Source organism: Paenibacillus sp. FSL R7-0026 (assembly GCF_038004485.1).
Classification (GTDB): domain Bacteria; phylum Bacillota; class Bacilli; order Paenibacillales; family Paenibacillaceae; genus Paenibacillus; species Paenibacillus xylanexedens_A.
Map to the genome: position 1 here is coordinate 4,560,399 of NZ_JBBORG010000001.1, position 24,708 is coordinate 4,585,106.

6 protein-coding genes are annotated in these 24,708 nt (G+C 47.4%); all 6 read right to left on the reverse strand.

Translation table 11 applies throughout. From position 1 onward, the window contains the following. From MKY44_RS20180 to MKY44_RS20205, 6 genes are read right to left on the reverse strand one after another with little or no spacing between them, the layout of a single operon-like run. A complete protein-coding gene (locus tag MKY44_RS20180; protein ID WP_341008263.1) occupies positions 1-1,320 on the reverse strand; it encodes an aspartate aminotransferase family protein in 1,320 nt (439 codons plus the stop codon). Then, on the reverse strand, positions 1,317-2,297 hold the full coding sequence (locus tag MKY44_RS20185; RefSeq protein WP_341008264.1) for an ACP S-malonyltransferase: 981 nt from the start codon (positions 2,295-2,297) through the stop codon (positions 1,317-1,319). The genes MKY44_RS20180 and MKY44_RS20185 overlap by 4 nt, the downstream gene beginning before the upstream one ends. Next, positions 2,294-3,445 (reverse strand): acyl-CoA dehydrogenase family protein, encoded by a 1,152-nt coding sequence (locus MKY44_RS20190; protein WP_341008265.1) that lies wholly within the window; start codon positions 3,443-3,445, stop codon positions 2,294-2,296. The genes MKY44_RS20185 and MKY44_RS20190 overlap by 4 nt, the downstream gene beginning before the upstream one ends. Beyond that, the gene (locus MKY44_RS20195; protein WP_036668520.1) at positions 3,442-3,699 is read right to left on the reverse strand and encodes an acyl carrier protein; all 258 of its coding nucleotides are present in this window, start codon (positions 3,697-3,699) and stop codon (positions 3,442-3,444) included. The genes MKY44_RS20190 and MKY44_RS20195 overlap by 4 nt, the downstream gene beginning before the upstream one ends. Continuing rightward, positions 3,696-7,895, reverse strand: a complete 4,200-nt coding sequence (locus MKY44_RS20200) for a beta-ketoacyl synthase N-terminal-like domain-containing protein (RefSeq protein ID WP_341008266.1) — start codon at positions 7,893-7,895, stop codon at positions 3,696-3,698. Before MKY44_RS20200 ends, MKY44_RS20195 begins: the two co-directional genes overlap by 4 nt. Continuing rightward, positions 7,885-24,663: a non-ribosomal peptide synthetase/type I polyketide synthase gene (locus MKY44_RS20205; protein WP_341009906.1), complete on the reverse strand. Its 16,779-nt coding sequence runs from the start codon at positions 24,661-24,663 to the stop codon at positions 7,885-7,887. Before MKY44_RS20205 ends, MKY44_RS20200 begins: the two co-directional genes overlap by 11 nt. Positions 24,664-24,708 lie beyond the last annotated feature (45 nt).

Here is a 24,708-nt window from a genome sequence, read left to right on the forward strand (position 1 = left end):
TCAGATCAGCTCGTCGTAGATCTCTTTCATTTCTGCAAGTGCTGCAGGGACACGCTCACCGAACCAGGCGACATCCTGCATATCAAGCAGGATATTCGGATACATCCGCGAGAGCGTAGATACCAGAACACCGTGCTCAGCAAGCTTGCTATTCAACAAAATATCAAAAGACATCAATTCAAACGTATAATCAGCCGTATCCGTAAGCGGCTCCGTGCAGCAGTGATAAGAAGCACAGCCAGACGGCCCTTGAACAATTAAAGGCAGACCTACCTTCACTGCTTCCTGGCAGAGTATGTCATGCATCATCCCAGCGTGGCGGTTCATGCTGTGCATCGCCTGTCCTCCATTGCGTCCCAACATTTCCAGCGTAGCTTTTACAGCAGCTGTACCTAATGGATAGCCATTAAACGTACCCGCATGAATTACTTTTTTGTCTACAAGCAACTTCATGATATCCGCTCGGCCAACCAAGGCTGACACCGGAACTCCGCCACCCGCGATTGCCTTTCCAAGTGTAGTCAGATCGGGCGTTACACCGAATAACTGTTGGGCACCACCGAGACCCATACGGAATCCTGTTATAATCTCATCAAAAATGAGCACGACCTGGTACTGATCACATAACTGTCTGACTTTTTGCAGATAACCCGGAACAGGCATGACTCCGCCCCCATTTACACAAACCGGCTCCATGATTACTGCTGCAATGTCGTCTCCATGCTGGCGAAATAGTTCCTCCAGGCGGGGTGCGTCATTCCATGGCAGGAGATAGGATTGAGATTCCATGGCATCCCTTGCTCTCCCCTTTGTTCCTTTCATGTCACCAGGATAGTCTGAAGGTACAGGCAGACCTGTACGTGCAGTCTTGCCACCCATAATATTGTCCGCATTGCCATGATAATGGCCTTCAAAACGTACAAAGCGATTTTTACCTGTCCACGCCCGGGCAAGACGAAGTGCATTCTGGACAATCTCCGTGCCTGACAACCCAAAACGAATCATCTCTGCTGAGGGTACATATTGATGGATCAGTTCCAGAGCCTCTGCATCCAGATCGCAATGACTTACGGAAAGAACACGGTCAATGGTATCCTTCAAACACTCGTTATACTCCTCGTTGCCGTGGCCAACAATGAGGGCACCAAAGCGGGCATATAGATCCAAATACTCGTTGCCGTTCATGTCCGTCACTCTGCTTCGGGAAGCATGCTTGAAATGGAGCGGTGTCTCTTCCCAAGGAAGGTGAAAATTATAGTGCACACCGCCAGGCAGCCATTGTTTCACCCGCTGATTGTACTGCATCATCTCCGTGATCATCCCTTATCGCCTCCCCCACTTGTCTGGTTTACTGCTTCATATCGCTCCAGTAACCTGGACCGATCTTGCGGATCATCCAGCGAATAGGCTGCAGGCAAGGTCTTATTCTCAGCCAGCATATTTCTTACGCTCTGGCCTGGACCGATATCGATCCATACCGTCGCTCCCAGATTTTGAACACGTGCCAATGCCTGATTCCAGCGAATGGGTTGCAAAAGCTGGCTGCTCAGCAGCTTAGGAATGTCCTCGGCTCCGCGAATGAACTCACCATGTACTGTAGAGCAGATGGGAAACACCGGTGCAGAGAAGGAAATCCCTGCAAGCATCTCTTCAAGCTCAGGCTGAATGAACTGCATCAACTCGCTATGATAAGGTGCATCGGCCTTCATTGGCATCATGCGAAAAGGAATGAATTCCCCACCGTAGCCATCCACCTGATCATCCAGCAGTTGAAGACCCTTCGCAGTACCTGCGACGACAAACTGTCCCGGTGAATTATAACCGGAGATCGTCACATACTCGTTCTGACGAATATTCCCGACTAATTCTTCAAGCGCTTCTTGGGTTACATCAACGACAATACCCGCTCTTCCTTTTTGCTCCTGAATGGAGCGATGCATCAATGCACCACGCTGAGCTGTAAAACGGATCCCATCAGCAAATCGCAATGCTCCCGCCGCTACTAAAGCCGAAATCTCCCCCAAACTGTGACCTACTGCATAATCTGGAGTCATTCCAGTCCGCCGAACAAATGAGTCAAATAAAACGTAGCTTGCCGTCAGTACAGCAGGCTGAGCATATTCAGAGACCGTCAATTGATCCAGGGTCCCTTCCATAACCAGTGCCTTCAGATCAAATCCGATCACCTCGCTCGCTTCCGCAAAGATCTGATTCGCCTCCGGCTCACTGTCCAACAACTCGCTGCACATTCCGATATACTGGCTTCCCTGGCCGGGAAATAGCGCACAGAACGTCATACGCTGCCGCCACGCTTGTAATAGGCTTTTAATCCGTAATGCGAGATCATCTCCTGCTGCATCTGAGAAGAACCTTCAATAATCTCCAGAATTTTGGCTTCCTTATACAGCCTGGCAACAGGATATTGGTTACTAATTCCGTTCGCACCATGAACCTGTAGCGCATCACTTGCAACTTCAACAGCAATTTTGGACGTAAAATATTTGGCGATCGTTGTCTCCATGGCGGCCTGCGGGTCCTTGGCTTCTCTCAGCTCGGCTGCCCGTAAACATAATGCTCGTGCTGCATGGACTTTTGTCACCGCATCTCCAATCATGCCGCGAATCAGCTGAAAATGACTCAGCTTCTGATCAAATTGCTTCCGCTTCCTTGAGTAAGTCACCATGGCATCCAGCGCTTCCTGCGCAATCGCCAGCCCTGCCCAGGCTATGCTATATCTGCCCTGGTCCAGCGCCCCGGTTACGATGTACTCAAAACCTTCATTCAGACGTCCAATAATGTGATTCTTTGGTACACGCACCTCATGGAGATCAATCTCAGCTATACCTGTCTCTCCCGCAACCATGACACCTTCAATAGGTTTGGTCTGTACCCCCTCAAACTGGCGTTCGACCCAAAAAGCAGTGCTTCGTCCCTGATTCGAGGCAATAATGATAAATACATCTGCCAAATGTCCAAACGTAATCCACTTCTTTTTTCCATTCAAAACATAACAGTCCGATTCTTCTCTCCACTCGGTCTTTACACTTTTCGCATCCGAACCAACTTCCGGTTCAGTCAAGCCAAAGGCAGCAATCCACTCTCCCTTCACCAACTTGGGCAGCCAGGACGATTTTTGCTCAGGCGTTCCGAAACGTACCAAAGTTTCACTTACAAGTGAAGTATGTACCGTTAACAAGCTGCGAACGGCTGGAAGGGCCTTGCCAAATACTTCAGTCAACAGCCCGTACGCCTTAGGGCCGAGACCCATGCCGCCATATTCAGCCGGGATCGAGGCGGCCAAGTAACCTTTTTCAGCCATGGCATGGATCAATGTTCTGGGAATGGCTTGCTGCTCTTGAATCTGTTGAGCATAAGGACGAATTTCACGGGCAGCAAACAATTCAGCTTCATGAATGATCTCTTGCTCTATATCCGCTTCAATCATTCGGCAACCCCCTCTTGAAGAAGAGATTCATTGAGATAAGCGGCGAACTCGGCAATTGTTTTGTATTCAAACAACGCAACCGGACTGATGTCAACTTGAAGATGCTTACGCGCACGGTTAATGATCTTGAGCGCCTGCACAGATGAGACGCCAATTTTCAAAAAATTCATCTCTTCATCGATGTCCTCTGGCTCCTGATTCAACGCTGCAGCAATCTCGCTTTTGAGAAAAAGCTCAATTTCTTCTTTTGTCATATCATGACCTCCGTTCCCTGATTCACATCTATCCAATGTACATACGGCTCGAATGGGTGTGCTGGCAGATGTACGATCTGGCCAGAGCCATTCGGATGTAACTGTTCCCAATCCAGCGCAGCACCACGTACATAAAGCTGTCCCAGTAATAAAGCAAGCTGATCCTCCATGGTAAGTGTCGGCTCGGCAGACAGGCGGATGAAGCTCTCCTTGCCACTGTATTCAAGCTGCTGCACTGTCTGATCTGCAGCAATTATAATTACAATGTCCGCGTTTGCCATCTTGCCAGGTGTGTCTTGCAGACTGTCTAACGTCACTCTGTTGTTCACTGGAATGGATTGGCTTGCATGAGCGCTGTGATGTTCCTCGCCATCCAGATGTAAACTGGATACAAGTTCCTCTCCTGCAGCTATTCCACGAATCTCCTGAATGGAAGGGACCAGACGTACAAGTGTCTCAAGCAAGGTCACCCAGTAGTTCAAGGTTGATACGGTATTCTCATTAGAATCCTCTGGCCTGAGTACCTTATGAGCTTGAGCTTCATCTTCTCCGCGAATCTCATGCCCCCCAACCACAATATTGACACGAGCAGCTCGGTTTCTAGGCTTGAAGCCAAATTCCATCTCTTCGATGTTCCACTCTCCGGTTGAGCTGACAGCTACTGCTGCACGATACCGATAATGTTTTCTATATCTGTTCCGGGTAAAACAAAGATCCTCTAGTGCCAGGTCCGCATGTTTCTTCACATATTGCTCCGTGTTATCAATCAGCTTTTTTAAAGCCTGCTCTGATTTGGCAGAGAACGTTAACAACTGGCCGCGTGCCGGGGCATCTGCACGGACAGGGGCTTTCCATTCTTCCAGCACAATGTGGGCGTTCGTACCTCCCAGGCCAAATGAACTAATGCCTGCCTTCCGTGTTTTTCCTTCAGGTACATCCCACGTTTTATGCTCGCTAACGATATGGAACGGCGATTGCTCCAGTCGGAGGGCCGGATTCGGATTATCCATATGCAGACTTGGTGCCAGTTCCCCATGCTGCATACTGAGCAGAACCTTGGCAAGACTGGCTCCACTGGAGGCTGCAAATAAATGACCAATATTGGTTTTGACTGAACCTAATCCAATCGAATTATCGCTTGTATATCCCTTTTCCCGGAATAGTCGGAGCAAGGCATTCACCTCAATTGGATCTCCAATCCTTGTCCCCGATCCATGTGCTTCAATATAAGAAATCTCGCTGGGGTTTAGGTTGGCATCGCGATAAGCGGCACGGAGTACCTCATATTGCCCCTGAGGGTTGGGTGCCATAATGCCAAGGGAATATCCGTCGTTATTCACCGCTGTCCCGCGAATCACACCATAAACATGCTTATTGTTGCGAATTGCCTCTGTTAGCGGCTCCAGATATACAACAACAGCACCTTCTCCCAAGACTGAACCATCTGCTTCCCGGTCAAATACCTTCGTATGTTGAGTGGAAGAACAGATTCCAGCATTGCGTGATAGTTGATGAACATGCGGTGTAGCCAAAATGTTCGCTCCACCTACAACTGCTCCAGAGATACGCTTGTCCTGAATGGCCGCCACAGCTTGTGTCAGTGCTACCAGAAAAGAAGAACATGCTGTATCTATCGACAGTGCCGGCCCTGTGAAATTGTACATGTGTGAAATGGAGGCCGCTGCTATATTAGACATATTGCCTACCATAGCGTGAGAATGAACAGCCTTTCCAAGACTCCGGTTCATATATTCAATAACCAGATCGAAGTATGTGCTGGGGTTAATCCCTACATACACACCCACATCACGCTTATCCTCATGATCCACGAGCATACCCGCATCCTCCAGCGCCTCATGAGCAACTTCCAGCAGCTTCCGATGTTGCGGATCCATAAATGCAGCTTGTTCAGACGGGATTTCAAAGAACTCATGATCAAACGTATCCGGTTGCTTCAGTTCCCCAATCCAGTCATCCCAACCGGGTTGCTTGGAACGTGTTGCACGCTCTAAGCTAACCCGGTCAACACTATCTAACCCGTTAACCAGATTGCTCCAGAACTGCTCTTGGGTGTCGGCATCAGGCAGACGCAGAGACAGTCCGGTAATAGCAATAGCACGATGTACATTCAGGTGATTATCTGTTGTTTCAGCTTGTTCAAAGTCCTTCGTTTCTGCTGGAAGTTCCTGCAGATATTCCACCATCTCACGTACTGTACTGCAAAAAACAAGCAGTTCTTGTCCTAATTCACGTCCCATATGCGCAGACAGCTTGTCAAGTAATTGATAAGAGAGAATGGAATTGCCTCCAAGTGCGAGAAAAGAAGTATCCATCTCAATCTTTCCTGCGGGCAATTGAAGAATTTCGGCCCAGGCTTTACGTACGGTATATTCCAAAGACGATGCGGAAACCGTCTCGTGTCGTTGCTGTTGTGTGTTTTCGCGAATCACCTCTTCAATGGCATCGATTTCCTTGGTAAATACTCCACGCTCATATTCGTTTCTCAGCATGAAGCGCTGGACCTTGCCACTCGTCGTTTTGGGAATAACCTTGATTGGGAGAACATGGGTGATCTCAATACCCAATCCAGCCCTCATACGTTGGATCAGATCCTGTCGTACATCCAGAAACTGTGTAGTGCCCGATTTGTATTTAACAAATACAAGCAGCTCCTCTACTTGTTTGAGGCTGTTAAAGTGCCCGACTACCGTCAGATTCCCTCTCGGAATGCTGCTATTCTGGTACAAAATTTCTTCAAGATCATGCGCATAATGGTTCTGTCCCCGAATAAACACAATGTCCTTGATTCGTCCGCTTACAACCAGGGAGCCATCAGCCATATACCCCAAGTCTCCAGTGCGAAGCCACCCATCCACATACATTTCACGATTGATTTCCGGGAGACTGTAATATCCGGAGGTTACCGATTCCCCACGGATCTGGATTTCGCCAACGACCCGCTCATCCAGCACTTCACCCTGTTCATCCGCAATCCGGATCTGAATCCCTGTCATGGGGTATCCTTCATGGACAAATTCGATCACATCCGAAGTATGGCTATCACTGCTAGGCAGCTGGACTGGCACAGCCAGTCCTTCCTGCACCAGCCGTGAACGCGAAATACGTTCAATTCGCGGTTCTTCCCCCAGTCTGGAGGTACATACACCTACTGTCGCTTCTGCCATGCCATACGCAGGAAACATCATATTGGGACGATAGCCACAAGAGCTAAATTTTTTGACAAATCGCTCGATTACAGACGTTGATATAGGCTCTGCACCATTCAAGGTCATACGCAGTGAAGACAGATCAAGCGTTGAGAGCTTGGAATCCGGGATCTTCTGAACCATCCATTCGAATCCGAAATTGGTACAGCAAAACCATTTTCCCTGATGCTCCGTAATCTTGCGCAAAAACAGATAAGGGGACCGTACGAAGGTATAAGGTGACATCACCATAATGTTGGCTCCACTCAGGACGGGTGTCAGATGCTGTCCAAATATCCCCATATCATGCGTATGCGGCAACCAGGTAAACACATTATCTCCTTCTTCAGCTCCAAGAAAAGTCTTGCATGCAATACTGTTGGCGATAATATTGTGATTTGTTAACTGCACACCTTTGGGAATTCCCGTGCTTCCTGATGAGAATTGCAGGAACACAATGTCATCAGGAGAGGTTGGGCATAGATCAGCCATCTGCTGGCCTGCTTGAAGCTGGCTCACGCTAATCAACATAAGACCTTTGAATACCGGACTTTCCGCAAGCTGCTTATACTTGGACATGTAGGCTTCCTCGACGATAACGACCGGACGCCCGAGTACCTCCCACACTTTCGTGAATTTCTCCAGACCGGCTGAGCCTGGTTCCCAGGCAGCCGGAGGACTAACCGGGGCGACAATAATGCCCCCCAGCATACAAGCCCAAAAGGTACGGTAAAATTCCTGTGACTGGTCAATTTCCAAAATAACGACCTGTCCTTGTTGAATGCCTTGCTCCTGAAGAGACTGCAGGTACTTGCGCGCCTGCATCAGTAATTCAGGATATGATTCAAACTGTTCGTCACCTGAAGAGCTGATATAGGTCATTCCCTTTTCTGGATGAGTATCTGCAATGTAGATTAGCATCTCAGCCACTGTTGAATAATGTTCTGGCACAATCAGCTCGGGTCCTCGCTGTATGGATTTACTGGACATGTTGCACCTCCATTGCCTCATTGTGAACTACCACTTTCACATCGCTACCAAGCTTGTCATCGATCAGCTGTTTCATACGTTTGATGTCCAGACCAGCCTGACAGGCCAGATGTACGTACAGAAACTCTTCGTCGTAACGAATAACCCATTCGAATTGGGCGAGTCCCGAATTCGAATCTTGGTCATCCGACGACTGAGACGACATTGGGATCGCTTCGCTGCTGGAGATGAAGCCTTGATAATTAAACAGAATCATCTGACGCGGCTCCTGTTCTGCTTGCCTGTAGGCAGTTCCCAATTGTTCCTGTATGCCATCATATTGTGCCGAGAGGGAAGAATCATGTGTAAGTGCCATAAAGTTAATGCTGTGTTGCTTCGTAAATTCAAGACGTTCCAACAGATCTTCCTGTGTGAATTCACTGTCTACCAGCACTGGAATCAGATCAAGGAATTCTCCCACAAAATCGTAGTAGGATTCTTCGCCATACTCCCTTCCGTAATGCACCAGGGCTATTGGCAATTGGCTTATGTTTAGATAAGCCGCAATGATGTTGGAAAAAGTTTCAAAGCATGTCCACCAAACATCTGCAGGCTCCTTCCCTGCAAGGGACAACTCGGCAGTCATGGCTGAAGGCGACAATGTTTCTGTTTCCTTCAACTTGTTCATGACGATGGTGTTACAACTATGCCATGCCTGAAGCGAAAATTGTTTCTCTATTGCATCTTCTGATACCCCTATGGGGCCTTGAGACAGAAAACTTACATAATCCTCATAATTTCGTACTTGGTACAGAAGATCACTCTCTGTCCCTACACCTTGCGGTCTATATAATGCCTTCGACTCAAGTTGCTGCTTGATGATTTGGGCACTCATACCATCAAACGCAAGGTGATCAAAACTCCAAATCAGCTTATGCTCTGTGGCTCCTGTACGCAAAATACACAGACGCCAAGGCAGTTCCTTCAACGTATACGTTTTGTGTAACAGAGACTGAACCAGTTTGTACTCCAACTGCTCAATCGTAGCCGAAGCATAATGACGAATATCAAGATATGGGATAAGCTGTTGCAGCATGTCCGCCGCTAACGATATATCACATGGATGCCAATACAATTGTTCTTCCTCATATATCATGCTGTGCATCAACTGATGCTGGGATATAACCCCAAGAATCAGGTGTTTTACAGCTTGTTCATTCAATTCGCCTTCCAGCGTTGTTGTAAATCCGCTTGCTCGTGAAGTCGTAGAAGCATGAGCTTGTTGAATTGGAGATAGTGGGAATTGACCCATAGGGGTCATGCCCGCCATAAAAGATGAAACCTGATTACAGCTGTTTAAGACATGCAGGACCAGGCTGTCCAGTTGTATCTCATGAAGTGTTATGTCCTGTGGTATGACTATCGGGGACTGAATATGCAGGCTATCTTCGGACCAGACTGACGCCGGAGGATTAATGTCTACCAATTTGGCAAGTCCTCTAACTGTCGGATATTGGAATAATTCGTTCACATTGATGGCAATTCCTTCTTTTGCCAAAATTTGAGTGAATGCAATCGCTTTGAGCGAATGCCCCCCATTTTGAAAGAAGTGATCTTCCACACCAATGCCCGGATTACCCAGGATCTGTCGCATGGCGGCAAGAATAACACGCTCCGTTTTTGTCCGAGGTGAACTCATCTCCAGAGACCTCTGCTGCTCTTCAACCAAATGCTCGGACAATGCTCTTCGGTCCACTTTGCCATTGGCATTAATCGGAAGATGATCCATTCGAATAATTCGTGCAGGCACCATGTACTCTGGCAGCTGCTGGTGAAGTTCTCTTCGAATATACTCAGTATCTGCTCCAGTATCGGTTGTATAAAAAGCGGCAATGTATAGACTGCCTGATGGTTCTGTAACTGTCATGACAAAGGCATCACGAACTCCCGAAAGACGCTCCATGCAATTGCCTATCTCCGATAACTCAATGCGGAAACCTCTAATCTTGACCTGGAAATCCGAACGTTCAATAAAAATCAGACTGCCGTCAATCAGACGTTTAACGATGTCACCTGTCCGATACATTCGTTCTCCCTTGCGGAAGGGATCATCAAGAAAGTGTTTTCGGGTAAGATCCTCACGGTTAAGATATCCAATACCCACCGCATCCCCACTGATATACAGTTCACCTGGAACGTTCGGTGGCACAGGCTTCAGCTCATCATCCAGAACATACAAGGCTGTGTTAGACAGGGGGTAACCTATAGGCAGTGAGCCAGTATAAGGCTCTGTTTGCTGTAATAAGTGGTAGGAGGCAAAAAAGGTTGCTTCCGTTGGCCCATATCCATTTAACAGTCTGCCCGGCCCCACGCATGCAAGCGCTTTGTTGGCATGACTCACCGATGCAGCTTCACCACCAAACATCACTCTACGCACATTCTTCAAGCATTCAGCATCCCAATCCACCAGCATATTAAACAAGGATGTCGGAATATAAAATACTGAAATCCGTTGCTGTCGGATGACATCCGCCAAACGAGCCATATCCAAAATGGTCTCTTTCGAGATTAATACAAGAGTAGCGCCATTTATTAATGAAGCAAAAATATCAAAAATGGAACCGTCAAACGCATAGTTAGAAATTTGCAGGATACGATCCTCTGGCACGACGGTGACAAAATTGCTATTTTTCATGACTTTGGTCACATTGCGATGACTCATCACAGTCCCTTTTGGGGTTCCTGTTGACCCTGATGTATAAATGATATAAGCCGGGTCAAGAGCAGTCTTGTTCATATGTTCAACGGGCTCCTGCATGTCTCCTGAATCAAATGCTGCCAGTTCATCTGCCGGCACGATACAAGGAACTACAGATTGCCATGTGGAGGCATACGCCGATTCAGTCAATAACACAGCCGCATCGCAATCTTGCAAAATAAATTCAATTCTCGATGGCGGCGAAGCCGGGTCGATCGGGACATAACTGCAACCCACTTGGAGTGTAGCAAGAATACTGATCATCTGGATCGGTCCGCGGTCCAGAATAAGAGCAATACTGGAGCCTGATTTTACCCCTTGTCCAAGCAACCTGAACGCCAGCCACTGAACACGTTCATACAGATCCGCATAGCTCCATTCACCGTCTTCCCAGACCAATGCTGTCTTCTGTGCATGCACATGAACTTGTTCCTCGAATAATTGGGAAATGGTCGCATCTCGCGGATACTGAGCGGCATTATCGTTGACTCCGTACAGCAGCCATTCCTCTTCCTCCGGTGTAGTGAGCTTAATCTGAGCAATTCGTTCATTATGCCCTGTTGTGATCTGAGACAGGATATACCGGAATTTATCCAGCATCAGTTCCATGGACTCCGCTTTAAACAAACCTGAACGATAGTCAAGTTCAACCATGTAACATTGCTTATGCTCGACCAGTGTCCAAGTCAGATCAAATTTGGCATCCACCTTACCTTCGACCCATGGTTCAAGCACTAGTTCCCCGGCTTCAGGATCATCGGTTCCCATATTAATGTAATTTAACACCACATCAAATAGGGGGTTGCGGCTTAAATCACCGAATAGACCAAGTTGTTCCACCAGTGCTTCATAAGGATAATGCTGATGCTCATAACAGGATAACAGCTTACCACGCATCTCATTCAAATACGTCTCTGTGGACCATTCTCTGTCCATGCTAGTGCGAATGGCAAGCATGTTCACGAACATCCCCATAACGTTATTGAGTTCTGGCTTCTCACGCCCCGCAACCGCTGTACCTACGACCAAGTCGTCTTGACCTGTGTACTTCCAGATTAATAAATTCAAAGTTGCCATGAACAACATATAGGGTGTAAGCCCTTGTTGAGTACAGAAATCATTGACCTGTGTGCTTAACGACTCACCAAGTTCAATGGAACGTCTGTCTCCGCTGTAGGATGACGCGCCATGTCTTGGGAAGTCTGTAAGCAATTCAACCGGTGCAGGCATGTCCTCGAATTCCCGTATCCAAAACTCGGCGTCTTCAACAGATTGTCCATGTGACGCAGCTTCATCACGCCATTCCGCATAATCCTTATACTGAATATCAAGAGATTGCAATATTTCTCCTCTGTACATGCGAGCAAAATCCTGCATCAGGATAGCAATGGAACTCTGATCCGAAATGATATGATGCATGTCGATGAATAAGATGTGTTCCTCTTCAGAAAGGCGAATGAGCTTAACACGAACCAATGGTGCGCTGGTCAGATCAAAAGGCTTGATCCATTCCATGACCTGTTCTAACCCTGCCGTTTCTAATTCCAGCAACTCCACCACGCTTGGAACCTGATCCTCCACAATTTGGAAAAGCTCACCGTCAATCATTTCAAATCTGGTACGGAATGCTTCATGTCTCTCTACCAGTGCATCCATTATTACTCTGAATTGCGTAGGGTCAAGTTTTCCCCTTACCCTATAAGAGCTGGCGAGATTGTACGCCGTACTCTCACCTTTCATCCACTCATGCACCACATACATTCTTCGCTGTGCAGAAGTGGTCTTGTATTTCTCTTTCTTAGTAACAGGCAAGATTGGGTTCACTGAGTCAGAGTCACTTGTAGCCTGATGTTCAGCAATCCATTGAACCATGTGTTCAAACACTGAATGATCAAAAACCTCTTCCAGCCCCAAATTTAATCCAAACATTTCTTTAATCCTCGATGCCAAGGAAATCGCTTTTAATGAATGACCCCCAAGCTCAAAGAAATCATCTTCAAGACCGACTGCTCCATTACCAAGCAACTCCTGCCACAATTGCGATAATACATGCCTTATCTCATCATCAGTCCGTTGAACCCTGACTTTCCCAGATGGAGATTGGTCTAATGCTGCGATAGAACCCGCTGCAACCTGCGACATACCTGCAAGCTGATACAACGCAACATCATGTTGATGAACAATGGGGTCAAAGGAATACGTCGGCAACGAGATTTTTTGCCTACGCCCCGTTCCGTTTAACTGTTCCCAATCCAACTCCATGCCAGAGCACCAGCAAAAAGCAAGTACTTTCATTAAATACACGTCTGCCTCAAGCAAGCTCTGACGATCTCCAGTAAGAGCAATGATGTTTGGCTCTGATAATGAATCCGGGGTTATTAGTTCTGTATCTTGCTGCTGATTCGAAACGATCCACAACGTATGCCCATCAGATTCAGAAAGCGTCTTGCGATTTAGCAGCGTAAACAGGAAATTTGGAGATAACAGTGGTGCAATACTCGACGCATGGTCTGTTACAGTTGCATCTGTCATCCTTCCTGTCAAAGCATCTGACAATGCTCCTTCTTCTAGTGACCAATGCTCCAAATTGTATAAAAGCCCCACGGCATGTACTGGATCAAGTGCATCACTAATAACCAACCCCACCAGTTCGCCAACGCCTTGCCCACAGACAGCATCTGGCTTGATACCAAGCTGCATCACGGTTTTATAAAGAGCATATTGCACAACAAAGCACTGCATGCGCTCAAGCCTTGAATCAGTTAACGATCGCCCTATGCCTTGGCGAATGGCATACTGTTCCTTGGACTCAAAGAGGTTCAGTATCTCTTCAAAGTGCTGTTTGAATATCTCTGAGACCTGGCTGCGATACACAGAAGCATATAGTTCCCGAGTCTTGCGCGCTTCCCAACTTGCATTTCCGCTGAGGTAAAACATGACCTTAGGCTTCCCATTCATCACACTTGCCTGTGTCTCGAACTCTACAGACTGCTCGCTTGGCGGAATATAACCGTCTACAACGATTAGTGCTTTACGATGAATGAATCTGCTTCTTCCCTTCTGTAGCGTCCACGCAGCATTGGGCAACTGCTCCGGCAATACATGAATCGCCTGTAGAACCGAATCGTACGTGCGTTCCAGCGCAGATTCACTTTTGGCCGAGAAGGGCAGCAGAAGCAAAGATTCATAATTGGCTTGGCTCTCTTGGACGGGCGGCTGCTCCAGAATGACGTGAGCATTGGTCCCCCCGATCCCAAACGAACTGACACCTGCTCGCAGGATGCGCTTCGCGTCTTCTAATGGCTGTGGCTCCCTGTTGATATAGAAGGGACTATGCTCCAACTCCAACATCGGATTTGTCCGATTCATGTGAATCTGTGGCGGAACCACCCGGTGATAAAGCGTCAGTACGGTTTTAATAAAACCGGCGACACCCGCTGCCGCATCAAGATGCCCAATATTGGCTTTCACAGAACCTAGAGCACAATAATTTCTACGATCTGTTCCCCATGACTGCCTGAGCGCTTCAATTTCAATCGGGTCCCCCAGTTTTGTTCCTGTTCCATGCGCCTCCAGATAGGAGATCTCTTTTGGAGACACTCCCGAACGATGAAGGGCTGATTGAATAACCTTGACCTGCCCGGCCACACTCGGTGCCGTATATCCAATTTTGTCCATGCCATCATTATTAATCGCCGAACCTTTAATGACTGCATAGATATGATCTCCATCTCTCTGCGCGTCGCGAAGTGACTTGAGCACAACCATTCCGCATCCATTACCAGACACAGTACCAGATGCCTGCTCATCAAACGGTCTGCAATGACCATCCTTTGAATAAATCATGCCTTCATGCCAGTGATAACCTTCTTTGAGCGGATAGGAGATAGAGACACCTCCCGCAAGTGCCACATCACACTCCCCCCGAATCAGCGATTCAGCAGCTTGGTGGATAGCGACCAAAGAAGTCGAACATGCGGTCTGTACGGCCATACTCGGCCCTCTCAGATTTAATTTGTGAGATACTCGGGTTGTAATATAGTCCTTTTCATTCAAAGTCATGGCTTCAAAAGCCTGTAGCAAATTACCGGAACGACCTAGAAATTGCACCATCCATGGTAAGCTCAGTCCACTTCCGGCAAACAATCCTATAGCTCCCTCATAACTGTAAGGATCACACCCGGCATGCTCAAGCGCCTCCCATGAGCACTGATGCAGCAGCCGTATTTGCGGATCCATCATATTGGATTCCTGATGCGGATATTCGAAAAATCCGGAGTCAAAATACTCAGTATCTTGCAGTACACCTTTGGCCCGTACATAATCAGGATGTTTGAAGTCTTCCGGTCGTACACCCGCAGCGGTTAGATCCTCCTCATTCAGACGGGTGATACCATCCTTACCTGCCATTAGGTTATCCCAGAACTCATCAATATTTCTTGAGCCGGGAAAATGCCCTGCCATGCCAATGACTGCGATATCCGTCGAAGTAGAAATTCTGCTACTGTGTTCTGAAGCAAACGGGATACTCTGTTCCGGTCTGCTCTGCTCTACTTTGCTGTGTTCAACTGTGCTCCTCACATACTCTTTTGGAGCTGTTGTCGTGTCCTGGTTCGTAACAGGATATCCAGCTGAAGCAATATGCCCGCTCTCCTCTTGAACCTGTTGTGTAACTGTCGGCAGCATCTGCTCAGCCACCAGATGATTAACCAGTGATGCAATGGAGGAATGCTCAAACAGTTGCACCAGCGGAACGCTTTTATCCAGATAGGCATTCAGCCGATTATTGATCAGAATAAGCCCCAGCGAGTTGCCTCCGATGTCAAAAAAGTGATCATGGATATTAACCGTATCCAGATTCAATATTTCCTTCCACGCTGCAATGAGCATCTGCTCCAGATCAACTTTTGCCCGCTCCATTCCTTGAATCGATGAGCCATAAACCAGAGCCGGATTAGCATTCTCTCCCGTTTCAAAATCAGCCAGACGAAGGGCATTGCGATTCAGCTTGCCATTAGGCAGCACAGGCAGATTTTCCAGACGAATCAAGCGAGAAGGCATCATGTACTGTGGAAGCCGCTGCTTTAACCAGGTCCGAAGCTGTACGTCTTCATCTCCCATAACGGAAGGCCCAATCCCAGGCTTCAGACTGTAGAAAAGGATTAATTGCAATGAATGTTGCTCGGCCCCTTCTACCTTAACGACAGCTTCTCTTACACGTTCATAATTCATCACTGCCTGCTCAATCTCGTTCAGTTCAATCCGGTAGCCCCGAATCTTCACCTGCTGATCTAACCGTCCCATTAACTCAACATCCCCATCCGGCAGTATACGGGCCAGATCGCCAGTTCGGTACAAACGGCCTCCCAAAACATTGGGGTTTGCAATGAATCGGGCATCGGTCTCAGCTGCATTGTGCAGATAACCGCGGGATAATCCTTTTCCTGCAATGCACAGCTCTCCATAACTTCCAGGTGGCAGTATTTCACCTTCATCATTCAGAATATAAATCTCTGTATTGGTAATGGGCTTGCCAATGGTGATCGCGGCTGTGTCATTCAATTCTTTGGTCGTTGACCAGATCGTAGTTTCCGTTGGTCCATACATATTAAAGACTCGAGCGGGTGTAAGCCGCTTCAGATCGGCGAGTAGTCCCACAGGGACATTTTCCCCTCCGGTAAGTACACACCGCAGATTGCCCAGCGCCTGAGCGAATTCCGGATTTTCGACAAATGCCTTAATGCGTGAGACCGTGCTAAGAATGTGTGTAACACCATGTTCACGTATTCGACGTGAAGCAAGAGCCGGGTCAAGCTGCTCCTGCTCATTGGCCAGATACAGCGAATATCCGGTGCACAATGGTGCCCACACTTCAAATCCGAAAATATCAAAAGATATGGTCGTTACACTGATGATGCGATCTGTCTCATGTGCAAAAATATGTCGGTGCCTGATGTCCTCAACAAAATTGACCATCGCCTCATGAGTAATCATGACCCCTTTGGGACGACCCGTCGATCCTGAGGTGAAAATCACACAGGATAGGTCCGAAGACAGGAAGTTTACGTCCGGGTTAACGGATGAGCGCACATCCTGGGCAATTGGATCATACACGAATTGCTCTCCGCTAAAAGTCACTGTGCCTTCTTCATCAGGCGTACACAGCAATACGTTCATTCGGCTATCTTCGATCATATTCACTATGCGCTGCGGCGGAAAAGCAGGGTCCAGAGGCACATAAGCCGCCCCAGCTTTCAGCACCGCCAATAGCATAATGATCAACGATTCATCTCGTCTGGATAATATGCCTACAGGTTCATCCCGGCGCACACCTTGATCAATTAGCTTCCAAGCCAGCGTATTAGCTTTTTCATTAAGCTCCCTGTAGGTAAAAGAGGCTCCGGATGATACAAGGAGAGCTTTCTTGTCTGGTGTGTGTTCTGCCTGCAGCTCGAACAGCCGATGCAGACCCCCCGCAGAATTGTAATCCAGACGTGGACCAGCAAGACGATGGACTGGGTGCTCATGAGAACGTTCGTTTCTCTCAAACAGTTCGCTCAGAGACAGGTCAGGCTGTTGTACAACCTCTTGGCAGAGTCCGATAAACTCCTGCATCATACCTTCAACTGTGTCCTGGCGGAACAGATCCAGCGAGTATTCGATATATCCTTCAATGACCTGCTTCTCCCTGTTTTCTTGACAGGTCATTAACAGATCATAAGTAGACGTACCCGTCTCCACCGGAAAAGAACTGAATTGCAACCCATGAAGTTCAAGCCCATGCAAATCCATGTTCTGATAATCAAAACAAACATCAAATACCGGATTTCGGTTCAACTCACGTGTAACGCCCAGTTGTGCCACAAGCTCATTAAACGGATACTCCTGATACGCAAAAGCATCGAGTGTATGTTGCTTAAGTTCGCGTAAAAAATCAGTGTACGTACGATCAAACGTTGGAAAATTCCGCATCGCAATCATATTGACAAACATGCCTACCGTCTCTTTCCACTCCTCTTGCATCCTTCCTGCAACAGGCGTTCCTACCACAATGTCCTGCTGACCTGAGCGGTGTGCAAGAAGAAGATTCCACAAACTTAGCATTACCATATACATGGATGCTTCCGATGAGGAAGCCAGCTCGTGCAACTGTTGTGTTAACGAACGATTCAACGTGAAATGGAGACGTCCCCCTTGCATGGATCGCTGTGATGGACGCTCCTGGTCAAGTGGAAGCTCCAGCACAGGTAAAGAAGGGCCAAGATGGTCCAGCCAGTATGTTTGATGTGAAATGTATTCCTGTGAAGCGAGACGCTGCTGCTGCCATACCGCGTAATCTTTGTACTGCAATCGGACTGCTTGCTCTTTGCCAAAATATAAATCATTGAAGTCACGAGTGATGATTTCGACAGATGTACCATCCGCGATAATATGGTGAATATCAAAGAATAACAGGTGCTTGCGCTCGCCTATTTTAATCAGTTCAACCCGCATAAGCGGAGCACTCCCCAGATCAAAAGGACGAATCAATGTCTCGATCATCGCAGGCAACTCTTGGTCATCTGCCACATGCTGCTCTGCATAGCCCATACTTAGGCGAATCGAAGGTTGGATGATCTGAACGATCTGACCACCCCGTATCTCAAACGATGTTCTGAGCGCCTCATGATGCTGCATCAACTTCTGCAAAGCAGCCTCAACTCTTATACGGTCCAATTCACCTTCAATAATGGTTGCAGACGGTAGGTTGTATGCCGTATTGCCTGGATCAAGCATCGCTTGTGTGAACATACGCATCTGTGCAGAAGAGATTGGATAAGCATCCATAGTGGGTGCAGATTGTATCGTCTGTTGGTCCACTTTTGGTTTCGCTATGACATAGAGATGCTCCGCCAGTTGAATAGGCGTTGAATGATTGAAAATATCTGCTACCTCAGGCTGAATTCCTAAATGAGACCGGATCCATGCAGACAAGCTGACTGCTTTGAGCGAATCTCCTCCGACCGCAAAGAAATTAACCTCTTCATCTAGATCATCGATGCCAAAAATCGTTCGATATGCGTCCAGGACAATCTGTTTCAGTTGGTCTGAACCGCCAGTATAAACTGTCCCTTTTATTAGAGTAGAGCCACTTCCCTTACCCTGCTCTGCATGCTGCCTATCATCCCCCGTACCCATTCCTTCCGCTGCTGATGAGCCAGAAAGAGAAACACTGACAGGATAGGATTGTTTGTTGAAAACATAAGTAGGCAGAGAGCATTTGCGTCGTACCGTCTGCCCTTTGAGCACCTTCCAGTCCGGTTCAATGCCTTCGCACCATAACTCCGCAAGTCTGCGGTTCACATAGATACTGTCCTGCTCCGTCTCCCTTACGTGACGTAGCATATTCAGTACCGTCTGGGAATCTCTTGATAGACCGTGCTGTCTGGCAAAGGAGCTTAGCGTTCTTCCTGCACCTACTTCAATTAATACAGCCCGCTCATCCTTCAACACTTCAGCCAGGTTTGATTCAAACAACACCGGCTGTAAAATATGACGGGACCAATAGTCAGGTTGTGTGATTTCATCTCCAAGCGCCCATGTTCCACTGGTGTTGGACAGTAAAGGGATCTGTGGCGTATGAAGTGAATGCTCTGCTAAATAACGTCTAAATTCCTCGGCGGCCTGATTCATCATTGGCGTATGGAATGCATGGGAAGTCTTCACACGAATGCACTTCCAGCCCAGTCCCTCAGCCTTGGCTTCCATCCGTGAAATGGCTACAGCTGTCCCACCAATTACACTGGAACCTGTAGTATTCACCAAGGCAAGCCACATGTCTTCCTCCAGTTGTGACTTCACCTGCTGTGCATCCGCCATAATGGCAAGCATGACCCCAGGTTGTTGTTGCTGCATCAGACGTCCGCGAAGCCGAACTAACTTGACAGCATCTCCGAGTTCGAATACACCCGCTACCGCTGCGGCAGCCAATTCACCAATGCTATGCCCGATCATGCCATCTGGCTTGATGCCCAGATCCAGCAGCGACTTGGCCAGCGCATAACTTGTCATGAACAGTGCGAATTGGCTGTACTCTGTCTGATTTATTCGCTCAGGCTGCTGATCCCCGTATACAACAGACAGCATATCTTCTCGTTCTTCAGCAGGCAGAAGGTCCAATATTTCCTGAATATAACTTCTGAAGATTGGAGCCAGGCCTGCTTGCTCTGTAGATCTGTATAGTTCTGCACCCATTCCCTGATACTGACTGCCCTGTCCGGGGAACATAAAGTATACGGGACGAGTGCCTTGAGCTGAATGGTATACGCGTGCTTTCCCCAGCTGCTGTATCAGCTTGTCCGGATTATCCTTCCATGTCTTATCCAGAATGAGTGCCTTACGATACGCAAAAACAGATCTACCTGACTGCAAGGTCCACGCTGCGTTCGACACAGATTGCTCCGGCTGCTGAGTCAGATGTTCCATAATCCGTTCAGCGGTGCGGTTCAGCGAGTACTCTGTTTTGGCGGAAAAAAGCAATATATTTACGTCATCATCCGGACTGCACTTCTCCATCATGGGAGCCTCCTCCAATACCATGTGAGCATTCGTGCCCCCCACACCAAATGAATTGATTCCTGCGCGCATGACTCCAACATTGCCCTGTTTCCAGTCCACCCCTTGTGCATTAACTTTAAAAGGCGTATTCAAAAAATCAATCTTGGGATTAGGCTGCTCATAATTCGCTGTTCCAGGAATATAACCTTGTGCAAGACTGAGCGCTACCTTGATTAAACCAACCACACCTGCGGCTGTATCCATATGTCCCACATTGCCTTTGACCGAACCCAGATAACAAAATTGCTTTTGGTCGGAAGCAAAGGCCCGAGTTAACGAGTTTACTTCAATTGGATCACCAAGCAACGTTCCCGTACCATGTGCTTCGATATAACTCACCGTTTCCGGGTCTACTCCAGCTACCTTATAAGCATCCTGAATGACTTCAGCCTGTCCGCTTACGCTAGGAGCAAGAAAACTGAGTTTCTCTTGTCCGTCATTGTTAATTGCTGAGCCTTTGATGACCCCGTAGATATGATCTCCATCCCGCAGAGCATCGGTTACCCGCTTCAGCACCACAATTCCCATACCATTGGAGAAGACGGTTCCACTGGCTGCCGCATCAAATGGACGACAGTGTCCATCTATGGAGAACATCATGCCATCCTCAAATATGTAACCCCCTTCATTGGGCAACTCCACGGTGATCCCACCAGCCACGGCCACATCACATTCTCCAACGATCAAAGATTGACATGCCAGATGAGGTGTAACCAGTGAAGTAGAACATCCCGTCAGAGCGGTATAGGCCGGCCCTTTTAAGTTAAGCTTATAAGCCATTCGGGTAGCGAGAAAATGATTGGTGCTGAGGGTAAATGCTTCGTATTTACTGCTATAGTTAGCATCGTTAAAAAGCACTTGACGGTACCATTCGAAGTCATCGGACCCGCCAAGGAACACACCCACCTTACCCGCTTCATCCGGTCTGCAGCCTGCATCCTCCAGCGCTTCCCATATTCCCTGATACAAAAGTCTGAATTGGGGAGACATCATTTTGGCTTCACCGGGAGTATAGTCAAAGAACCCTGCGTCAAACTCATCGATGCCGTTGGCACGTCCTTTTGCCTTGACATAACGAGGTGAACGCAGCAGCGCTTCCTCCACGCCAAGCTCCCTCAATTCATCATCACTATAAAAGTGAATGCTTTCCCGCCGTTCAACAAGGTTACTCCAGAACCCTCTTATATCCTCAGCGCCCGGCACATTCACCGCCATGCCCACAATTGCAATGTCCTCACGCATAATGCCGTCTTTTCGTTGAAACAATTGTTCCCTTTCAGTCGATATCTGAACTCCCTCATCTTTCGGTCCCAGCGCGGCAAATTGACGCAATGTCGGGCATTCGAAAAAACGAGGAACAGGGAACTCCACATCGGTATAATGCTTTAGTTTATTGTGAGCCTGAATGACAGAAAATGAATTTCCGCCCAATTCAAAGAAATGGTCATCGCGCCCTACTCTCTCAACACCGAGCACTTCGGCCCACACTTCGGCTATAACCTTCTCAAGCTCAGAAGACGGAGCGGTATAGAACGTACTGGAAGTGTGAGCATGCGTGATATCTGCCATGAGTGCCTTCCGGTCAATCTTCCCACTGCTATTCAATGGAAATTCGGATTTATGTACAAAAACGGATGGTATCATATATGCCGGTAACAAACGAGACAGGTGCTCTCTCAATTCGACAGAAGGCAGCTCCTGCTCTGACAGATAGTAGGCATACAGCAAGCCGGACCTACCTTCAAATGATTTCATGACTACCACGGTCTGGATGACACCCGGATAGGATGACAGGGTATTCTCAATTTCGCCTGTCTCCAGTCTGGCTCCTTGAATTTTAACCTGAAAATCAATGCGCCCCAGATATTCGATCGTACCGCTTGGGAGTGAACGTACCAGATCCCCTGTGCGGTACATGTACCTGAAATGCTCGGCGTCCTGTCCTTCTTGAAAGAAAGGATTAGGGACAAACTTCTCTCGGGTCATCTGTTCCAGATTCAGATATCCACGTGCAAGCCCAACACCGCTAAGACAAAGCTCCCCTGGAATACCTAACGGCTGAAGCTCATCATGATTTCCGACGACATACCATCTGGACTCATTGAGCGGGTAGCCAATCGGTACATTGCCCAAGCCTTCGTAATGGCTTAATGGATAATGAGAAACCCATATGGTGCATTCGGTTGGACCATAAACATTTTCAAGACTTGCTCTAATGCCTAACCTGTTAAATTTCTCAATGATGTCTGGCGTAACTGCCTCTCCGCCAACAAACATCCATTTCAGCGTTTCCAATGCTGACAGATCGGAGCGAAGCTCCATCGTTTCCAGAAAAAGACGGAATAACGTTGGAACAAAGTTGATGTGGGTCACTTTATGTGATGCCACCGTAGACACAATACGAGCAGGGTCTTTTTCTGCTCCAGGCTCAAGAATACTTAGTGCGCCTTCACCCATGAACCAGCCGAAAAGTTCCGTGGCGGACACATCAAAGGTATATGCCGTTTTCAGCAAGTAAACATCCTGCGCCTGCATTGGAAAACGACGCTCCAGATCAAGCAGTGTATTAACTACGCTATGATTTTCAACCATGACTCCTTTGGGCTTGCCTGTTGATCCGGACGTGTACATGATATAGGCAAGGCTATGCGGATTCAGCGCCTCTTCGAGATTTGAGACATCCCCCGTATAAGCCCGATCGCCCTCAACGTAGATGTACTGGACATCCAGAGTCTCGTCATCTTTTTCGGGTTGCATAGCCAGCACTATGGATATGTCTGCATCCGATATAATATAGTCCTTTCTGGACAAAGGATAGGAAGGGTCTACAGGCACAAAAGCACATCCGGCTTTTAATACAGCCAATAGGGCAATGACCATATCCGAGGAACGTGACATTTGCACGCCAACTGCCGCGTTATCACTTTTTTTACTCGCAACAATCTGCCTAGCCAATTGGTTCGCTTTTGCGTTGACTTGCGCATAGGTCTGATGCTGATTCCCTTCCATTAGAGCTACCCGCTCCGGGAAACGTGCTACTTTATCGTGAAATATATCCATAATATGTTGTGGGGTGTAGGGAAAATAAGAAGTTTGATTGAATCGGTACAGTAGGTTTTCTTTCTCATCCTGCATCAGGAGGCTGAACTCACTGATTTTTTGATCAGAATTGGTTACTAGTTGATTCAGCAAGTATAGAAATCGTTGGCCCATTCGCTCCATTGAATCTTCACGGAACAAGCTCGGTTTATATTGCAGCTTCAACTGAGCACCTTGCGGTAAACGACTCAACACCACCATTAGATCTCCTGGAAACGTAACCTTATCCTGATCCAGAATACGAGTTCCGAGCATATCTTCCTCATAGGAATCATAAACAAAGGAGATATCAAACAACGATGGTGATCCGGGTTGAGCCTGTAACATGCTGTCTCTGACAATGAGGTTATTGGGATATCCGATGTTCCTGTACGTATCCATCCAGGTTGTGGCTACTTGTTGCAGCAGAGGTTTTAGAGTTGATTCGAGGTCAATATGGAATCGCATGGGCAACATATGGACAAAACATCCAATCGTTTCTTCCAAGTCCATACCGGGACGATGAGAATATGGGGAGGCAAAGGTGATATCGTCTGTACCGACATATTTACTCATAAGAATGCCAAAGGCACCCATAAAGAACATAAAAACGGTTACTTCATTATCTTTGGACATCTGTGTAATATCAGCCATTAACGATTCCGAAATATCAAATCGCAGTTCATGACCAATACCTTCTTGTACAGAACCTGCTGGAAAGTCGTGCTTTAGAGAAAGAGGTTCCGCTCCCTTCATTTTGTTTAACCAGTATTCCCGCTCTTTCGAGTACTTGTTTTCGTGCAGTTTCTTGTTCTCTGCCTCAACATAAGAGATGAACCCTTCATCCAGCTTGACATCCACAGGCTGATCTTCAAGAAGACATGTATATGACTGGATAAGTTTGTTTTTCATCAGTTCAAGCGACAAGCCATCACATATTAAATGATGAATACATAAGGTCAGAATATATCGGCTTTTATCCATCTGAACAATCATTATACGGAACAGAGGACCTTTCTCCAGCTCAAAAGGTGTCCCGATGCATTCATCCACCAATGCTTCTAACTGTTGTTCCTTTGGATTCTCCTGATTCTCGCTACTTAGGTCCCACAAGGCAAGTGAGTAATCCATATCTTCATGAACGGATAACACGGGTACATCATTTTGAATCTCAATCCGAGTACGCAGCACCACTTGCTCATACATAAGCAATTCGATGGCCTGGCGAAATATCTCCATATGAAGATGATCAAATTGCATTGAAGCTGAGATGTTATACGAAGTGGGATCATTCACCTGACAATCAAAATAGATTCCCTTTTGTGTTTCGGAAAGTTCAACGGTTTTTTGTACCATCACGACCACACCTCATCGTTTAATTGAGATTCAAGCTGTGTAAGG